Origin of the sequence: Bartonella sp. F02, from assembly GCF_026929975.1 — a bacterium.
Lineage (GTDB): Bacteria > Pseudomonadota > Alphaproteobacteria > Rhizobiales > Rhizobiaceae > Bartonella.
In genome coordinates this window covers 246,435-262,738 of sequence record NZ_JANHOK010000002.1, presented here as the reverse complement: position 1 = coordinate 262,738, position 16,304 = coordinate 246,435, and the positions used below count along the sequence as shown (strand labels likewise).

The window sequence follows — 16,304 nt, the reverse complement described above, 5'->3', positions numbered from 1 at the left end:
ACATTTTAGATTGAATAAGAAAGAGCATTATGACTGTTATACTTAATCCCGGTAAGGTCACTCTTAGTGAACTTGAGACTGTTTATTGGAATGGTGAAATAAGCAAACTTCATAACGATACGCATATGGCTATTAAAAAAGGGGCAGATCGCATTGCTGAAATTGCTGCTGGTAATAAACCTGTTTATGGTATTAATACTGGTTTTGGAAAATTAGCTTCGATTAAAATTGATGTAGATGATGTCGCTATTTTGCAAAAAAATCTTATTTTATCTCATTGTTGCGGTGTAGGAAAACCTTTAGCTGAAAATATTGTACGTTTGATAATGACCTTGAAACTTATTTCTCTTGGGCGAGGGGTTTCTGGTGTTCGTTTAGAATTAATCCATTTGTTGGAGGATATGCTTGAAAAAGGAGTTATTCCTGTAATTCCTGAAAAGGGATCCGTTGGTGCATCAGGTGATTTAGCGCCACTTGCTCATATGGCAGCTGTTATGATTGGTGAGGGGGAAGCTTTTTTTCAAAATAGCCGCATGAGTGGGGCAGAAGCTTTAAAAAAAGCGGGGTTATCGCCTATTGTTTTAGCAGCAAAAGAAGGTTTAGCTCTTATTAATGGAACTCAAACATCAACAGCACTTGCACTTGCAGGTCTTTTTCGTGGTTATCGAGCGTTGTGTGGTGGAATTCTTGCGAGTGCGATGTCTACGGATGCTATTATGGGTTCAACAGCACCTTTTCATCCTGATATTCATATATTACGGGGGCATTATGGGCAAATTGTTGTATCAAAAACATTAGAAAAACTGATAGAAGGTTCAGAAATTCGAATTGCGCATTTGAGTGATGACGATCGTGTACAAGATCCTTATTGTATACGTTGCCAACCACAAGTTATGGGAGCGTGTCTTGATATTCTTTCAGCTGTTGCAAAAACGCTCATTATTGAAGCAAATGCAGTAACAGATAATCCATTAATTTTAAGTGATGGTTCCGTTGTATCAGGTGGAAATTTCCATGCTGAACCTGTGGCTTTTGCTGCTGATCAGATTGCTCTTGCTTTATGTGAAATAGGTGCAATTTCTCAAAGACGTATTGCTCTTATGGTTGATCCCGCCGTTTCTTACGGGCTTCCTGCTTTCTTGGCTCAAAATGCTGGTTTGAACTCCGGTTTTATGATCGCTGAAGTAACCGCAGCGGCTTTAATGTCTGAAAACAAACAAATGGCATACCCTGCGTCAGTTGATTCAACTCCGACTTCAGCAAATCAAGAAGATCACGTCTCAATGGCTTGTCATGGCGCGCGTCGATTATTGGTGATGACTGAAAACCTTTTCACTATTATTGGTATCGAAACGCTTGTTGCTGCACAAGGAATTGAATGTCGTGCTCCTTTAAAAACCAGTTCTTTATTACAGTCTGTTATGATGCATTTACGCAAAAATGTTGAAACCCTTGAAGTTGATCGTTATATGGCTCCAGATCTTAATAAGGGACATATGCTTGTCAGTGAAGGATGTTTATTGTCTATTTTACCGGAAATTTTTCCACAGTTGGACTTAAAGTAACTTTGTTTCACGAGAGCAAATAAAAAAGAAAACTACTGATTAGATTTTCATAAAAAACTCTATAAGAGGTGATGTATTTTTGTGTTTAATGCACAGAAATATATCATCTCTAAAAAATTGATAACAATGTAATAATAATTTTTATCGTTATGTTGTTTATGTCGCTTTGTAGCGCTTGCTCCTTTTCAGTTTTTTTGTTAAATCCAGAAAGCGTTAGATCTAGAGGCTCTATGGTGGTATGCGAGAAGCATCTACAGTAGGGCTATTTTGGTTGATATCTCCTTATTTAAAGGAGAAAAAGTACATTTTGATTGGAAAATTACGTATTACATCACCATTTACGGTGTGATTGTGTGTATTGCGCTGTTTTTATGAAATAAAAAATAACAATTTTATATTGTTAAAATTTGTTAGATTTTTTTGCATTTAAATCAACTCCGGTGTTCGTTAATCTGCAAAGTTTGTCTTTAATGAAGGGAGGATTAACATTTGAAGAAAGAAATAAATGACAGAAAATGAACTTAAACGGAGTATGAGTAAACGTCAGGTTATATTTTTAGCTCTTGGCTCTGCTATTGGAACTGGTCTTTTTTATGGATCTGCACAGGCGATTAATCTAGCTGGTCCAAGTGTTTTAATTGCTTATTGTATTTCAGGATTAGCTGTTTTTATGGTTATGCGAGCCTTAGGTGAGATGATTATTTATAATCCACTTCCTGGTTCTTTTGCTCGTTATGCTGCAAATTATATTTCTCCATTAGCTGGTTTTTTAACAGGGTGGACATATGTTTTTGAAGTCATTCTTGTTGGTTTAGCTGATATAACGGCTTTTGCTACTTATATGGGGTTTTGGTATCCTAGCGTTTCGCCTTGGATATGGTCTCTGAGTATTACACTTGTGATTACTGGTATTAATTTGGCAGCTGTAAAAATATATGGTGAATTAGAATTTTGGCTGTCTTTCATCAAAATTATAGCTATTATTGCTATGATTATTGCAGGAATAACACTTATTTTGTTTAATTGGAATATGGGAACTTCCACAACAGGTTTTCATAATTTATGGAACCATGGAGGTCTGTTTCCAAATAGTTGGGGTGGTTTTTTTGCTTGTTTTAGTGTTGTCGTTTTTGCTTTTGGTGGAGTTGAGATCGTTGGTATGGCAGCGATGGAAGTAAAAAATCCTGATACAACAATTGCTAAAGCGATTAATTCCATTCCAGCGCGTATTTTGTTATTTTATGTTATGACATTAGCAGTTTTAATGTCACTTTATCCTTGGAATGAAATTAGTCTTATCGATAGTCCTTTTGTTTCAGTTTTTGAAAGTCTTGGTATTTCATCGGCAGCTAATATTTTGAATATCATTGTTGTTGTGGCGGCAATTTCAGCTATTAATACTGAAATGTATGGTGCTAGTCGCATGATCTACGGATTATCACAAGAAGGTTATGCATTTAAAAAATTTCAGTATTTATCAAAAAATGGCATCCCAATTTTTGTTATTTTATTAATGCTCGGAATTTTCTTTTTTGGCGTTTTTTTAAATTATTTTTATCATGACAAACTTTTTTTTCTTATTGCTGCAATGGCAACATTTGCAACGGTTTTTGTTTGGATGATGATTTTATTTTCGCATGTTTTTATGCGGTTTAAAATATCTAAAAAAGAGCACCATAATTTAAAATTTCCCATTCCATTTTGGCCAATAGGATCAATTTTTGCTATTTCATTTATGATTTTTATTTTTGTTTTGTTATGGTTTTTTGATAATACGTTTCCAGTTTTGATTATAGGAGTTGTTTGGATTTTTGGACTTGTTGTTTGTTTTTATACATTGAAAGTTTTTAATTTAAGAAAACATAAAATACATCAAAATATAAAAAAAGCTTAAGTTAACAATAATGTAAATTGTGTAATATTAGATTTGAATTAAGAGATCATGATTTAGATACTCGAATATGATTAATCTGTACAAAAAGTCACAAAGAACGACATTAGATAATTGAGAAAAAGAATATCAAGTTTTTGCTCAAATATTTTCTTACTATTTTTTTGATTTTAGTTAATGATTAACGTATAATTTTAAACATATTACTTTTGCCAGTCACAGAGTTTGTGTCTTGAAAAAGAATCAATAGAATCATTTATTTTTTTATTAGAATTAATGGTGGGCGTGACAGGGATTGAACCTGTGACCCCTACGATGTCAACGTAGTGCTCTCCCGCTGAGCTACACGCCCATTTATAATGGCGCATACACCATATATAACTATAAACGTCAATGCTTAATTTACTTTTATTTGACGAAACACGAATAATCTATAAGTGTTTTCAAGCAGCAATAAGCATTTTTTCAACTTCATTAACTAATTCACGTAAATGAAATGGTTTAGAAAGCACTTTAGCATCCGGTGGGGCATCATTGCTTGAATTTAATGCCACTGCTGCAAAACCCGTGATAAACATGACACGTAAATCGGGATCGATTTCAGTGGCACGTCGTGCTAGCTCAATTCCATCCATTTCTGGCATGACAATATCAGTTAATAGAAGAGAAAAAGGCTCTTCTTGTAAACGTTTGTATGCGCTAGCGCCATTATCAAAATCGATAACTTCATAGCCTGCACGCTCTAGTGCTTTTGCTAGAAAGCGACGCATATCATTATCGTCTTCCGCAAGTAGAATTCGTTTCATGGTTATGTCCAATTATTTCGTTTTTCATATTTTTCTGCCATATCGATCTATACAATATAGAGTATTTGTAAAAAAAGCGATAAAATGCTTATAATACAAATGAGTGGCGAAATGGTTAATAATGATATTTTTTTATAGGGTAGAGTGCTTATTTTAAATTGGTGTAAATTAAAAATATGGCGTGATATAGGAAAAGGAGAGATAGCTGGATTTTTAAATTCTATTTTGTAATGTTTTTAATTTAAAATACACCGATTTTAAAATTATATTCATTTTGAATATTTTCGAATCCTCACAAATGAGAATATTTATTTGCTGCTTTGTTATTTTGAAATATTGTACAGTCAAAAATACTTTTGATGTTATTTGTTTTGTGTGAGTGTATTGATGTAAACTTGCGCAATGTGTGAATTTGGTATTGATATATCTATTTTTTCCGATAATTTTTATTTTTGATGATTGATATCAATAGTTTCTGTTTTTTTGTAAACATTTTATGCAATCAAAATTATTTTTCACTATGGTGATGCAAGATGGCTCTGTCTTATAAGCAGAGAAACATCATATTAGTTTTCTCTTTATGGTAACCCATTATAAAGTTTTGGAAAAGTTTTGTGCTGAAGAGATGATTCCAGGAATGAATGCGTCAAATATTGCCCAAAATTGTTTTCGATAGTATTCACTATGTATAATTGTATCGAGCTCAGCACCTGTAATTGTTATACTTTCTGTTCTATGTGTGTATTGGCATAATTTTCGCACTTCAATGTTGTTTGCAATATTATTTTGATTGGCAAGGATAAATAATGTGGGAGTTTGTAAATGATCATTCATCATATTTGTTTTTATAATGTCAATCGTATTGAGGACTGATGCTATCCATCGAGATGTTAATGGTTTTGTAAAACGATTGGAAGATAAAGACACTTTATGATGTGGTCTAAGTTGTATATTTTTATTCCTTGTTTGTTTGAATTGTTTTCCACTTTTAACAGGAAGAAAGCCAAGTCCTATATCGGAAAAAATCTGAGTTAATTTATGCTGAAAACCATTTGTTTGATGCCCTAATGGAGCAAAAAAAGGAGAAACGGAGAGCATTCTATTGAATTTATGGTTGATAAGTTCTAATCCGCTGAGTGCTATTAATCCACCCATACCATAGGTGAGCATATAGTAAGGTTGAGGGAAATCAGAGTAAACAAATTCATTAAGAAATATATCTAAGTTATTAAGATTACTATTTATATCGAAATAATCGTGATGTTTTTTTTTCTGTTTTTTAGATTGTAATTCATTTTGGTCAGACCAGTCGAATATTACTGCATCAAAATTACGTTGAGACATTTCACGCATCACTGGAAAATATTCCTCTAGAACATTTTTGTAATTTCCAAGAATGATAACAGTTCCTTTTGTTTTTTCCACAGTAGGATGTATTGCTGCAAAACGAAGTTTGTAATCACTGGTTATTTTACAATAACCATTCTGAATCTGTGAAGAAGAACAATCACAATTCGTAGAGTAAGGAGACGTTTTCAATGAATATCCTTTTATAGTGTATTTTTAGAGTTATATGTAAAAAATAGACACAAAATAAAGAGAGCATTTAGATTAATTTTAAAGTGATTAAGAAATTATTATCTTGTTTTGATACGCTTTTATAAATTGAAGCATAAAAGAGAGTTGAAATAATAAAAGTTTATTCCCAAATAAAGATTATACAATCGCCATGATGGGATTGTTGCTTCGTAAGTAAGTCTGCCATTTGGAGACTTCATAAGTCAATTACAGTCGCTCTAAAGGAGGGCAATATTATGCGTCATGTAGATTTTTCACCATTTTACCGTTCAACAGTTGGTTTTGATCACCTTTTTAATTGGTTTGATTCTAGAACACAACTGGAAGACGTGTCTTCTTATCCGCCATATAACATTGAACGTTTAAGTGAAGATTCTTATAGAATTTCTATGGCGGTTGCTGGTTTTTCTCAAAACGAAATTGATATAGAAACTCATTGCAATCAACTCACAATTAAAGGTGAGAAAGCTTCTGAGAATGATGATGACGGGCGAGAATTTCTTTATCGAGGAATTGCTTCACGCGCTTTTGAACGACGTTTTCATTTAGCTGATCATGTGAAGGTTATTGGAGCAGAACTGAGTGATGGTCTTCTTCATATTCAACTAAAAAGAGAAATGCCAGCTGAATTAAAACCGAGAAAAGTTGTTGTGCAAGCGTCACCATCTATTGCTAGGGATAATAGCGGCCATAATAAGCACAAAGAAAATTTAAAAGTTGAAGTTACAGAATAATTTTATGGATTTTTAAAACACTTACAGCGCGAGATAAAATCTCGCGTTTTTTTTATTTTTAATTAAAGACGATGAGTTATCTGAATGAATGTTTATATAAAGATAGTTGTTAAAAAATATTATAGAAAATACGTCATGCTTGTTTAAACAATGAAATTTTCAGTAGACTTATATATTATTTTCAAAATGGTCGGAACGGCGGGATTTGAACCCACGACCCCTTGACCCCCAGTCAAGTGCGCTACCAGGCTGCGCTACGCTCCGAAACATTCAAAACGACTAAACGACTGTTCTTTTAAAGGCAAGAAAAAAATAAACAGAATAAAATCTAGTAAAGTTTTTTTCTTATGGTGGAGAAAATATAAAATTAAAATTTTAAGGATTGATTTAACAAATTTTGTATTATTTTATTGTCTATTGAGTGAAAGGGTATTGTACATGTACTCTTCAATGTTTTATATTGCCTCTCAGACAATTATATAAAGCTTTTGAAATTACATACATTTTTTCAGCGTAAATGACAATTTAAAAAAAAGACTCTATTTTAGGCAAAGGGCTTTTATTTTTTAACATAGATTACAGAACGAATAATAATAGAAATAAAGATAGAAGATTAATAATCTTCAATTAAGTTTCGTTTTAGATACAAAAAATGAAAATATTCTGATTGATGTCTTGCGGTTTTATTGTGAATGTACCAGATATAATTGGTATGCAAAAATAAGTAAAATGAGATAAAATTATCTAAGGGGTCGTTAAACAAAAAGAGTGAGCGATGAGTCATTTTTCAGTAATAAGTTTAACAGAATCTGCAGTAGAGCGCATTAAAGCGATTATGAAAACAAAAGATGCTCACGGTATACTTCTTGGCCTTAAAAAAGGTGGTTGTGCGGGGATGGAGTATACGATTACACTTGTCAAAGAAGAAATTCCTGACACAGATAGTGTTGAAGTGAATGGTGCCCGTGTTTTTATTGCGCGTGATGCAGTACTATTTTTATTAGGAACGCAAATGGATTATGAAGTGACAGCACTGCGGTCAGGTTTTGTTTTCAATAATCCTAATCAAGTTTCAGCGTGTGGATGTGGAGAATCTGTAGAGATTCGTCCAGCCGTATGAAATTAGTGGAATAAAGCGTGCAAAGCTGAATGAAATATTGAGATAGATTAAGATTTTTCAATAATTTAAAAATATAACAGGTTGGTTGTATTAAGCGAAGGAAATTATGTGCATTTGTAAATAGAATACATTTTCATTCGCACTGGTTTTTCGCTTCATTCCAAAGAGATTCTAGTATATTCAAGGATACATCATCGGGCGTTTTTGACTGAGCGGAAAGATTTTCTTCAATATAGGTAAAACGATTTCGGAATTTTGTATTTGTTTTTTTTAGTGCTTTTTGTGGATTAATATTTAAGTCTCGTGCAAGATTAAGCACAGTAAAATAAAGATCACCAAATTCTTCCTCTATATTTGAAGTGTTATCAGCTTTAATCGCGTGTTTGAGTTCATTTAATTCTTCTTCAATTTTAGCAAAAATTTTATCATTATCGCGCCAATAAAAACCCATTTGAGCTGCACTTTTTTGTAAAGCTAGAGATTCTTGATCTGCTGGCTGGGTGGATTTTACTTTTGAGAGAGAGCCAGTTGGTAAATTATTTGATAAATTTTCTTTTTGATTTTGATGTTTCTGTTCGATTTTTTCTATTTTTTTTATGTGTTCCCACATATTTTCTACAAAACCAAGGTTTCTTTGTTCTTCATTTCCAAACACATGAGGATGGCGACGAATCATTTTTGCAGTAATTGCGTAAACAACGTCGCTAAAAGTAAATCTGCCTTCTTCTTCAGCAATTGTAGCATGATAAACGACCTGTAAAAGGAGATCACCTAGTTCTTCGCAAAGATTGCTGTAATTTTTTTGTTCAAGAGCGTCAATAACTTCATAAACTTCTTCGATCATATAAGATGTGATAGATTCGAATGTCTGTTTGATATGCCAAGCACAACCGTTATCGCGATTTCGTAATTTGGCAATGATTGTAATAAGGTTATTTATATCTTTTGACGCTAACACTTATATCTCTTTCATGTGATATATAGAATTTATTCATCCCAACGTCGATGAAGCCATAACCATTGTCCGGGGTATTCACGAACCCAAGATTCAACAATATCATTTAATTTTTGTACAGAAGCCGCTACGTCGACTTCATTGTTTGTATCGCGTGGAAGCTCTATATTTTCGTATAATTCTAAACGATATCGTCCGCCATCTAGACGAATACAACGTGCTGGATAAATATCACAATTGTATTGTCGAGCCAGTTTTATAATAAGGGGATTTGTTTTAAGCGGTTGATTAAAAAAAGTACTGGAAATACCTCGACGAAATTTTTGATCAACAAGCATGCCAACATTTTCACCTTGCGCTAATTTTGCAGCGAGTTCCCAAGCTGCGCCAGCTTTTGATGGAACCAAATTTCCCATAGAGGTTTGTCGAGCTTTGAAAACGCGTCTTGCAATATAAGGATTATTAGGTGGTCTGAAGAGTACAGTAACATCCAGATCAAAACTTTGTGCACACACAGGAAGAAGCTCAAAACTTCCAGTATGAGCTGTGAAGAAAATATGCGGTTTTTTTTCATTTTTTAAGCGTTGAAATATTTCAATGCCTTTGACTTCAACTAAACCAGGTTTCTCAGCATTGGGATCAAAATCAAAAATTTTGTCAAGGAAAACATACTCAGCTAAGAGATACCCTATATTTTCCCACATTTCGATTGCAATTTCTTGCAATTCTTTTTCTGTTTTCTCCGGATACGCAGCTCTAAGATTTTTCAGCGTAATTTGATGGCGAGGAAAAAGAGGCCCTAATGTTTTTGCTAACCAAGAAAAAAGAGAAAAACTAACTTTAGCAGGAAAATATCGTAGAATATCTAAAAAACCAATGAGCAGATATGACCACAGCCATTCAATTGAATTTTTGATAATAATTTTAATACGATATATAAAAAATTTTATACGAAACTTTGCCATTTTCAATTAATTCTGAGGATAATTTTACCGAAAATATCACGGCTTTCCATTCGTTTTAAAGCAGTATCAATTTTGTCAAAGTTTACAACCGTATCAATGACAGGGTGTACAGCTCCTTGTGCCATTTTTTGCATAGCATTCGCCATATTTTCTATACGACAACCAAATGAGCCAAATATTTTAAGCTGTTGTTGAAAGAGTTGCATTAAATTCATAGATGCTGAAACACCAGATGTAGAACCACAGGTTACTAAACGGGCTCCTCTTTTCATACATAATATAGAACCGTTCCATGTATCGGCACCAACATGTTCAAAAACAACGTCCACGCCTTTTTTTTGAGTTAATTTTCGAACGACACCTTCAAAACGATCTGTACGATAATTAATAACATGATCGGCTCCAAGAGATTTAGCTTTTTCAATTTTATTCTCTGAACCAACGGTAGTGATAATTGTACATCCCATGTTCTTTGCGATCTGAATAGCTGCTGAACCAATGCCAGAACCGCCTGCATGGATTAAAATTGTTTCTCCAGTTTGGAGTTTCGCATTATCAAAAAGCATGTGTTCTACGGTACCGAAAGTAATTGGAGCAACAGCCGCTTGTATTTCGTCACATTCTGGTGGAGCAGGGACTAAGAGGCGTGCTGGTATGTTAACCAATTCACAAGCAAATCCATCAAGATGAAAACCATAAACGCCATTCACATGGCTGCAAAGATTATCGCGTCCTTCACGACAAGCTTGACATTGACCACAAGTATGTGCGCCATAAATTGATACCAGCTGTCCAGGTTGCAAATTTTTAACGCAACTTCCTAGTTGAACAACTTCACCAGAAGCTTCAGCACCTATAATAAGCGGCATTTTTCTTTTGGCAAAAGCCATACCACGCCATCCCCATACATCAATATGGTTAAGAGCAACGATTTTTATACGGACTGTGACTTCATCAGGACCAGGTGGTGGTGGTGAAGAAATATTGGTGATTTCAAGTTGACGTTCATTGAGGAGTTGCAGTGCACGCATCATTATTCTCTTTAAATGAGGAATTATACAGTTAATTATTATCAAAGTTGATTACGAAGGAGTGTATCCTTTATATGCTGTGATAACGAGACTAGTGTTTTGACCGCCAAAGCCAAATGAATTAGACAAAACTGCATTAACACAAGCTTGTCGGCTATGATTAGGAACGACATCGAGAGGAATTGCAGGATCTGGATCATCGTAGTTTATGGTAGGAGGGAGTACCCCTGATTGAATAGTTAAGAGCGAAAAAATAGCTTCTATAGCGCCTGCAGCTGTTAATGTATGACCAATCATTGATTTATTAGAAGAAACTGGAATATTTTTTAAAGTCTCACCAAATACAGTTGATAATGCGAGATACTCCATTTTTTCATTTTCTGGCGTTGAAGTTCCATGTGCATTTATATAATCAATTTCGCTGGTGGTTATTTGTGCATCAGCTAAGGCTTTACGGATTGACCCAATGGCTGGTGAGGCATCTGGTTTTGAACGCGTCCGATGAAAATCATCTGCTGTTTCTCCACAACCAGCTAAAATACCTAGAACTGTTGCCCCGCGATCTAAAGCGCTTTTGAGAGATTCAAGAATGAGAGCACCTGATCCTTCTGCCATGACAAAACCATTCCGATCACGACTAAATGGTCTTGCTGCTTTTTCTGCAGGGTCATTGTGTGTTGAAAGAGCAGATAATAAAGAAAAGCGGATAAGAGATTCTGCTGAAACTGAACCATCCGTAGCAATTGTGAGTGCACGATCTGTTTCTCCTCTCCGAATGGCTTCCACACCTAATTGAATTGCTGTCGCACCGGAGGCACAAGCTGTTGAAAGTGTAACGGGGAGTCCCTTTGTTCCAAATATTCTTTGAAGTTTTTCTGCTATTGCACCAAACTGTGTAGTTTCGAAAAACTCTTCATGAGTTTTCTGACTACAAATTGCGAGAAGATTTTTGTAAGAAGGCTCATCATCGTAAGCTCCCTCTCTATCAAGAGCAAAGCGTGCTTTCCATTCGAGCTCAACAGGAGGAGCCGCTAAAAATAATGGTCCATTAAAATTTCGTTGATCAAGTCCAGCTTGCTCTAAAGCCTCTTTGGCGGAAAGATATGCGAGTTTCGTAGAAAGAGTTGAAGCACCGAGAGTACTTTCCTCTAGAAAGTCAACTGTGCCGGCAATGCGTGTGTTTAATCCCTCAACAGGAAAACGTGTTATTTTGTGAATACCACTCATGCCTTTTGTTAACTTTTGCCAGTTTTCTTGCTTTCCTTGTCCTAGCGATGTTATAATTCCTGTCCCGGTTATTGCTATAAGTGGACGTCCAAGATGATCGTGATATTCCATCATAGAAATTTCCTTTAAACAGCAGTTAAGCGCGCTACACCTTCAGCTCTTGTTGCACCAACTGTAGTAACAAATGTTTCATGTACTTCCTTAGAGAATGGTTTTTCATGAGTGCTGAATGTTGGAAAACTGAGTTTTTTTTCAATAGCAATAGCAGCTAATGCAAGTGCTAAAGGAAATTGTGCTTCACGCAAGTAACCAAATAATGTTGTTATTCCACGATACGATATATTAGCATCATCAAGAGCAATCTGTTCAGCTTTTGTTGCTTCGTGAGATCCTGAAGCAGCTGAAATAGTAAAAGAAGATTCTGCTTTTATTGTTTTTAGCATTGTCGCTATTGTATCTTTAAGCGGGATTTTTTTTCTATTTGTTTGATCTGTTATGATTTGACTAATCTCAGCATAAACGCGTGCATTGCGCTTTTTTGCGTGTTCACCGCTTTCAAGAACAAGAAAAACACCGCCGGATCCAGTTATAATACCACCACCAATACAATTTTGACGTTCCCAAACTGGTGCCCAACCGCTACGTGTTAAAAGACCTCCAAGTTCATGAGCTAATAACATATCATAACCTTGTGCATTGTAGGAGCTACCAACAAGAGCATGTGTACTCTGTCCCGATTTAATACGAGAAGCAGCAATTTGAATAGCAGAAAGACCACTTCCTTCTTCACCCATAAAGGTACGAGAAGAGCCAGTTACTTTATGAACAATAGAAATATTACCAGCTAAGAGATTTGATAGTTGTGCCAAAAATAAAGTCGGACGAAGTTCAGTTGAAAGAGCTGAATTGAGCATAGAGTCTGGATTATCGACTGCACGTGCTTTTGCAAGAATTTGTGTATCAACAGCAATATCACGCCCACCTCCACTTGCAGCTACGATCATATCCATTGTTGATATTAATTGTTCATCATTTTTTATCCCTGCATCATCAAGAGCAAGACCCGCAGCATACGTACCAATACGCTGCCACGTATCCATTTGTCTCTGATCACTTCGTTTTGGAATTTGTAGGTTCCAATCAACTTCAGTCAATTTATGAACAGTGTAGGGCGAAAATGTTGTACAATCAAGATTTGGCACAACTGTAGGATTATTCAGGATGTTCCAATGATGATCGACCCCTTCACCTAAAGAGCTTATAAGTCCTATACCAGTAATGAATACAGTTTGATTCTGCATGATAAAAAATTAAACAGATTTTTTTAAAGCAACAAGTTCGTCAATTTTTGCACAAAGATTTTCTAAAACAAAATATTCTTCAGTTGCAACAGAACCTTCATTGACTTCTTGAGTCCATTGTTCCAGAGGGATTTTAATTCCAAAAGCTTTATCAATAGCAAAAACAATGTCAAGAAAATCAAGGCTATCAATTCCCAAATCATCAATTGTATGACTTTTAGGGGTAATGGCCTCACGGTCAATTTCACTAATTTCTGCAATAATATCAGCAACTTTATCAAAAGTAGAGGACAATGTATAATTCCTTATTATAGTTGGTAGTTTCAAAAGGTATGTTAACTGAAATCCTATCTAGCCTTTTTCATTCTAAAAAAAAAGACTTAATCCAGAATAGGTCTGATTTTTCGATATAAAAATTACGTTTATAATGTATTAGATCCTTACTGTTTTCAAGATTTCAAAAAAATCGTTTAATTTTTTTGAGCTTTGTTTTTAATCATTTTATTGCGACTTTTTCCTATTTGCCGCCAGTACTGCAAGGGCTGTCATATTAACAATTCCTCTTGAAGTAATGGAGGGTGTTAAAATGTGGATAGGACGAGCAGCTCCTATCAAGATGGGGCCTATATGAAGCGAATTCGTTAAACTTTTAACAATATTCAGTGTAATATTAGCAGCATCAAGTGTTGGAAAGACAAGTAAGTTAGCTTCTCCTTCAAGACGTGAGTTTGGCAAAGCGTTGTTACGAAGAATTTGAGAAAGTGCAGCATCACCTTGCATTTCTCCATCTGCTTCTAAATCTGGATATGATTGGGCAAGAATCTCAGTAGCACGACGCATTTTGCGTGCACTCTCTGTGTTTTTAGATCCAAAATTTGAATGCGATAACAAAGCTGCTTTTGGCGTGATACCAAAAGCTTCTACTTCTTGTGCTGCAAGTATGGTCATTTCTGCTATTTCTTCTGCCGAAGGATTTTCATTAACGTAAGTGTCTGTTAGAAACAGAGTCCCATATGAAGAAATAAGTAAGCTGACAGCAGAAAAATGACTTACATTTGGATCAAGTCCAATAATTTGTTCAATGAGTTCAAGATTACGTTCAAAACGTCCTTCTAAGCCGCAAATCATTGCATCAGCTTCTTCTCGCATAACTGCAAGAGCAGCAATGGCCGTTGTTGATGTTCTCACCGTTGTTTTTGCAACTTCAGGTGAAACACCACATCGCCCTGTATAATGAAGAAATAAATTAACATAATCACGGAAACGTGGATCATCTTCTGGATTTGTAAGTTCAAAGTCTATGCCTGGACGAATTCTCAAACCAAAACGTTTTAATCTTGCTTCTACGACATGAGGTCGACCAATAAGCAAAGGAGTTGCGATTTGTTCATCAATGACAGTTTGCGCTGCACGAAGGACACGTTCATCTTCGCCATTAGCATAAATCACACGTTTTCTCTTTGCTGTTTTTGCAGCTGCAAAAACGGGTTTCATTGTTAAACCGGAGCGGAATACAAAGCGATGAAGTGTATCATAATAAGCATCCATATTTTCAATCGGACGGATTGCTACACCAGTGCTCATTGCAGCTTTAGCAACAGCAGGAGCGATGCGGAGTATTAAACGTGGATCAAATGGAGAAGGGATAAGATAATCAGGTCCAAAATTAGGGGGGGTTTTTGAATACGCACGTGCTACAACATCTGAAGATTCTTCACGGGCAAGGGCAGCAATAGCATGAACTGCTGCTATTTTCATTTCTTCATTGATCGCAGTTGCATCAACATCTAATGCACCACGAAAAATATAAGGAAAACATAAAACATTATTGACCTGATTAGGGTAATCAGAGCGCCCTGTGCAGATTATTGCGTCCGGTCGTACAGCATGCGCATCTTCAGGCATAATTTCTGGTGTTGGATTAGCAAGTGCTAGAATTAATGGTTTTGAAGCCATTTTTTTCAGATATTCAGGTTTTAAAATACCTCCGGCTGAAAGACCTAAAAAAATATCTGCATTATCAATGATATCAGATAAAGTCCGTGCATCAGTTTTTTGCGCATACTTTATTTTCCAGCGATCCATGAGTGTTTTTCGGCCTTCATAAACAACACCTTCTAAGTCGCTGAGCCATATATTTTCAACTTTGGCTCCAAGAGAAACTAAAAGATTAAGACAAGCTAAGGCAGCTGCACCTGCACCAGAAGTTACTATTTTGACAGTTTCAATTTTTTTTCCAGCAAGATTTAATGCGTTAAGAACAGCGGCAGAAACAATAATAGCTGTTCCATGTTGGTCGTCGTGAAAGACTGGAATATTCATCTTAGCACGAAGTTTTTCTTCAATCTCAAAGCATTCAGGAGCTTTTATATCTTCAAGATTGACACCTCCAAAAGTTGGTTCTAATGCGGATATAGTTTCTACCATTTTTTCGATATCAGGTGCATCAAGTTCAATATCAAAAACATCAATATTGGCAAATTTTTTGAATAAAACAGCTTTTCCTTCCATGACTGGTTTTGAAGCAAGTGGACCAATATTTCCTAACCCGAGAACAGCGCTCCCATTGGATATAACGGCTACTAAATTAGAACGGGAAGTATATTGAGCTGCTAATTTCGGATTTTTATGAATTTCAAGGCATGGTGTTGCAACTCCTGGGGAGTATGCAAGCGCTAGATCATTTTGATTAACAAGAGGTTTTGTTGCTTGTATTTCTAATTTTCCGGGTTTTGGATATTGATGGTAAGAAAGCGCTGCTTTATCAAATTCAGCTTTTTGTAAACTGATATTATCATTTTTCTTTGTAGCCATTTTCATGATATCCGCGTTAGTATATGCATTATACAAATATAAGAATTTTGTCTATGATGGAGAGAGTTTAAAGTGGTGAATTTTAGTATTTTAAAAACGTGAATAATGTGCAACTCCAAAATTATCAAACTTACTGTGACAAATTATTTCTTTTGTGTAGGAAATAGAAAATTCGTTGATATCATTATTTTTTACTCAGCTTAAGAAATACAGAAAATTATAATAAGGAAGCAATATGACTAATACATCTCTTTTTTGCAATGCATGTTAAGAATATATTAGAAGGAAAAAATATTTAATTTGTTTTTTTAATTTAA

13 protein-coding genes and 2 tRNA genes are annotated in these 16,304 nt (G+C 35.1%); 4 read left to right on the top strand and 11 right to left on the bottom strand.

The window, feature by feature from the left end; genetic code table 11:
* Positions 1-29: 29 nt before the first annotated feature.
* Positions 30-1,565: a histidine ammonia-lyase gene (gene hutH, locus NPY00_RS02605; protein ID WP_269020470.1), complete on the top strand. Its 1,536-nt coding sequence runs from the start codon at positions 30-32 to the stop codon at positions 1,563-1,565.
* A gap of 505 nt (positions 1,566-2,070) precedes the next feature.
* Entirely contained in the window at positions 2,071-3,459 is a 1,389-nt protein-coding gene (locus tag NPY00_RS02600) for an amino acid permease (protein ID WP_269020469.1), read from the top strand.
* Positions 3,460-3,733: 274 nt separating this feature from the next.
* On the opposite strand, the gene NPY00_RS02595 is transcribed toward NPY00_RS02600, so the two are convergent.
* The 3 genes from NPY00_RS02595 to NPY00_RS02585 form a co-directional block, all read right to left on the bottom strand.
* A tRNA-Val gene (locus tag NPY00_RS02595) sits at positions 3,734-3,808 on the bottom strand.
* Between the two features lie 91 nt (positions 3,809-3,899).
* Complete coding sequence (gene cpdR / locus NPY00_RS02590) at positions 3,900-4,262, bottom strand: cell cycle two-component system response regulator CpdR (RefSeq protein WP_269020466.1); 363 nt, start codon at positions 4,260-4,262, stop codon at positions 3,900-3,902.
* 591 nt (positions 4,263-4,853) lie between these two features.
* The gene (locus NPY00_RS02585; RefSeq protein WP_269020465.1) at positions 4,854-5,801 is read right to left on the bottom strand and encodes a serine aminopeptidase domain-containing protein; all 948 of its coding nucleotides are present in this window, start codon (positions 5,799-5,801) and stop codon (positions 4,854-4,856) included.
* A gap of 275 nt (positions 5,802-6,076) precedes the next feature.
* On the opposite strand from NPY00_RS02585, the gene NPY00_RS02580 reads away from it, so the two are divergent.
* Complete coding sequence (locus NPY00_RS02580; RefSeq protein WP_269020463.1) at positions 6,077-6,574, top strand: Hsp20 family protein; 498 nt, start codon at positions 6,077-6,079, stop codon at positions 6,572-6,574.
* Positions 6,575-6,761: 187 nt separating this feature from the next.
* On the opposite strand, the gene NPY00_RS02575 is transcribed toward NPY00_RS02580, so the two are convergent.
* Positions 6,762-6,838 (bottom strand) — tRNA-Pro (locus NPY00_RS02575).
* A gap of 511 nt (positions 6,839-7,349) precedes the next feature.
* On the opposite strand from NPY00_RS02575, the gene NPY00_RS02570 reads away from it, so the two are divergent.
* Positions 7,350-7,694, top strand: coding sequence for an iron-sulfur cluster assembly accessory protein (locus NPY00_RS02570; RefSeq protein WP_269020462.1), 345 nt, complete (start codon positions 7,350-7,352; stop codon positions 7,692-7,694).
* Between the two features lie 133 nt (positions 7,695-7,827).
* Here NPY00_RS02570 and mazG read toward each other — a convergent pair whose 3' ends face one another.
* From mazG to NPY00_RS02535, 7 genes are all read right to left on the bottom strand, one after another.
* A complete protein-coding gene (gene mazG / locus NPY00_RS02565; RefSeq protein WP_269020460.1) occupies positions 7,828-8,652 on the bottom strand; it encodes a nucleoside triphosphate pyrophosphohydrolase in 825 nt (274 codons plus the stop codon).
* Between the two features lie 29 nt (positions 8,653-8,681).
* On the bottom strand, positions 8,682-9,614 hold the full coding sequence (locus NPY00_RS02560) for a lipid A biosynthesis lauroyl acyltransferase (protein ID WP_269020459.1): 933 nt from the start codon (positions 9,612-9,614) through the stop codon (positions 8,682-8,684).
* Positions 9,615-9,616: 2 nt separating this feature from the next.
* Positions 9,617-10,645 carry a zinc-binding dehydrogenase gene (locus tag NPY00_RS02555; protein ID WP_269020557.1) on the bottom strand — a complete coding sequence of 343 codons (1,029 nt, stop codon included), beginning with the start codon at positions 10,643-10,645 and terminating at the stop codon, positions 9,617-9,619.
* A 51-nt stretch (positions 10,646-10,696) separates the two neighbouring features.
* Positions 10,697-11,983 (bottom strand): beta-ketoacyl-ACP synthase, encoded by a 1,287-nt coding sequence (locus tag NPY00_RS02550; RefSeq protein WP_269020556.1) that lies wholly within the window; start codon positions 11,981-11,983, stop codon positions 10,697-10,699.
* Positions 11,984-11,997: 14 nt separating this feature from the next.
* Entirely contained in the window at positions 11,998-13,173 is a 1,176-nt protein-coding gene (locus NPY00_RS02545) for a beta-ketoacyl-ACP synthase (protein ID WP_269020457.1), read from the bottom strand.
* Positions 13,174-13,182: 9 nt separating this feature from the next.
* Positions 13,183-13,467, bottom strand: coding sequence for an acyl carrier protein (locus tag NPY00_RS02540; RefSeq protein ID WP_269020456.1), 285 nt, complete (start codon positions 13,465-13,467; stop codon positions 13,183-13,185).
* A gap of 207 nt (positions 13,468-13,674) precedes the next feature.
* Positions 13,675-15,987, bottom strand: coding sequence for an NADP-dependent malic enzyme (locus NPY00_RS02535; protein ID WP_269020455.1), 2,313 nt, complete (start codon positions 15,985-15,987; stop codon positions 13,675-13,677).
* Positions 15,988-16,304 lie beyond the last annotated feature (317 nt).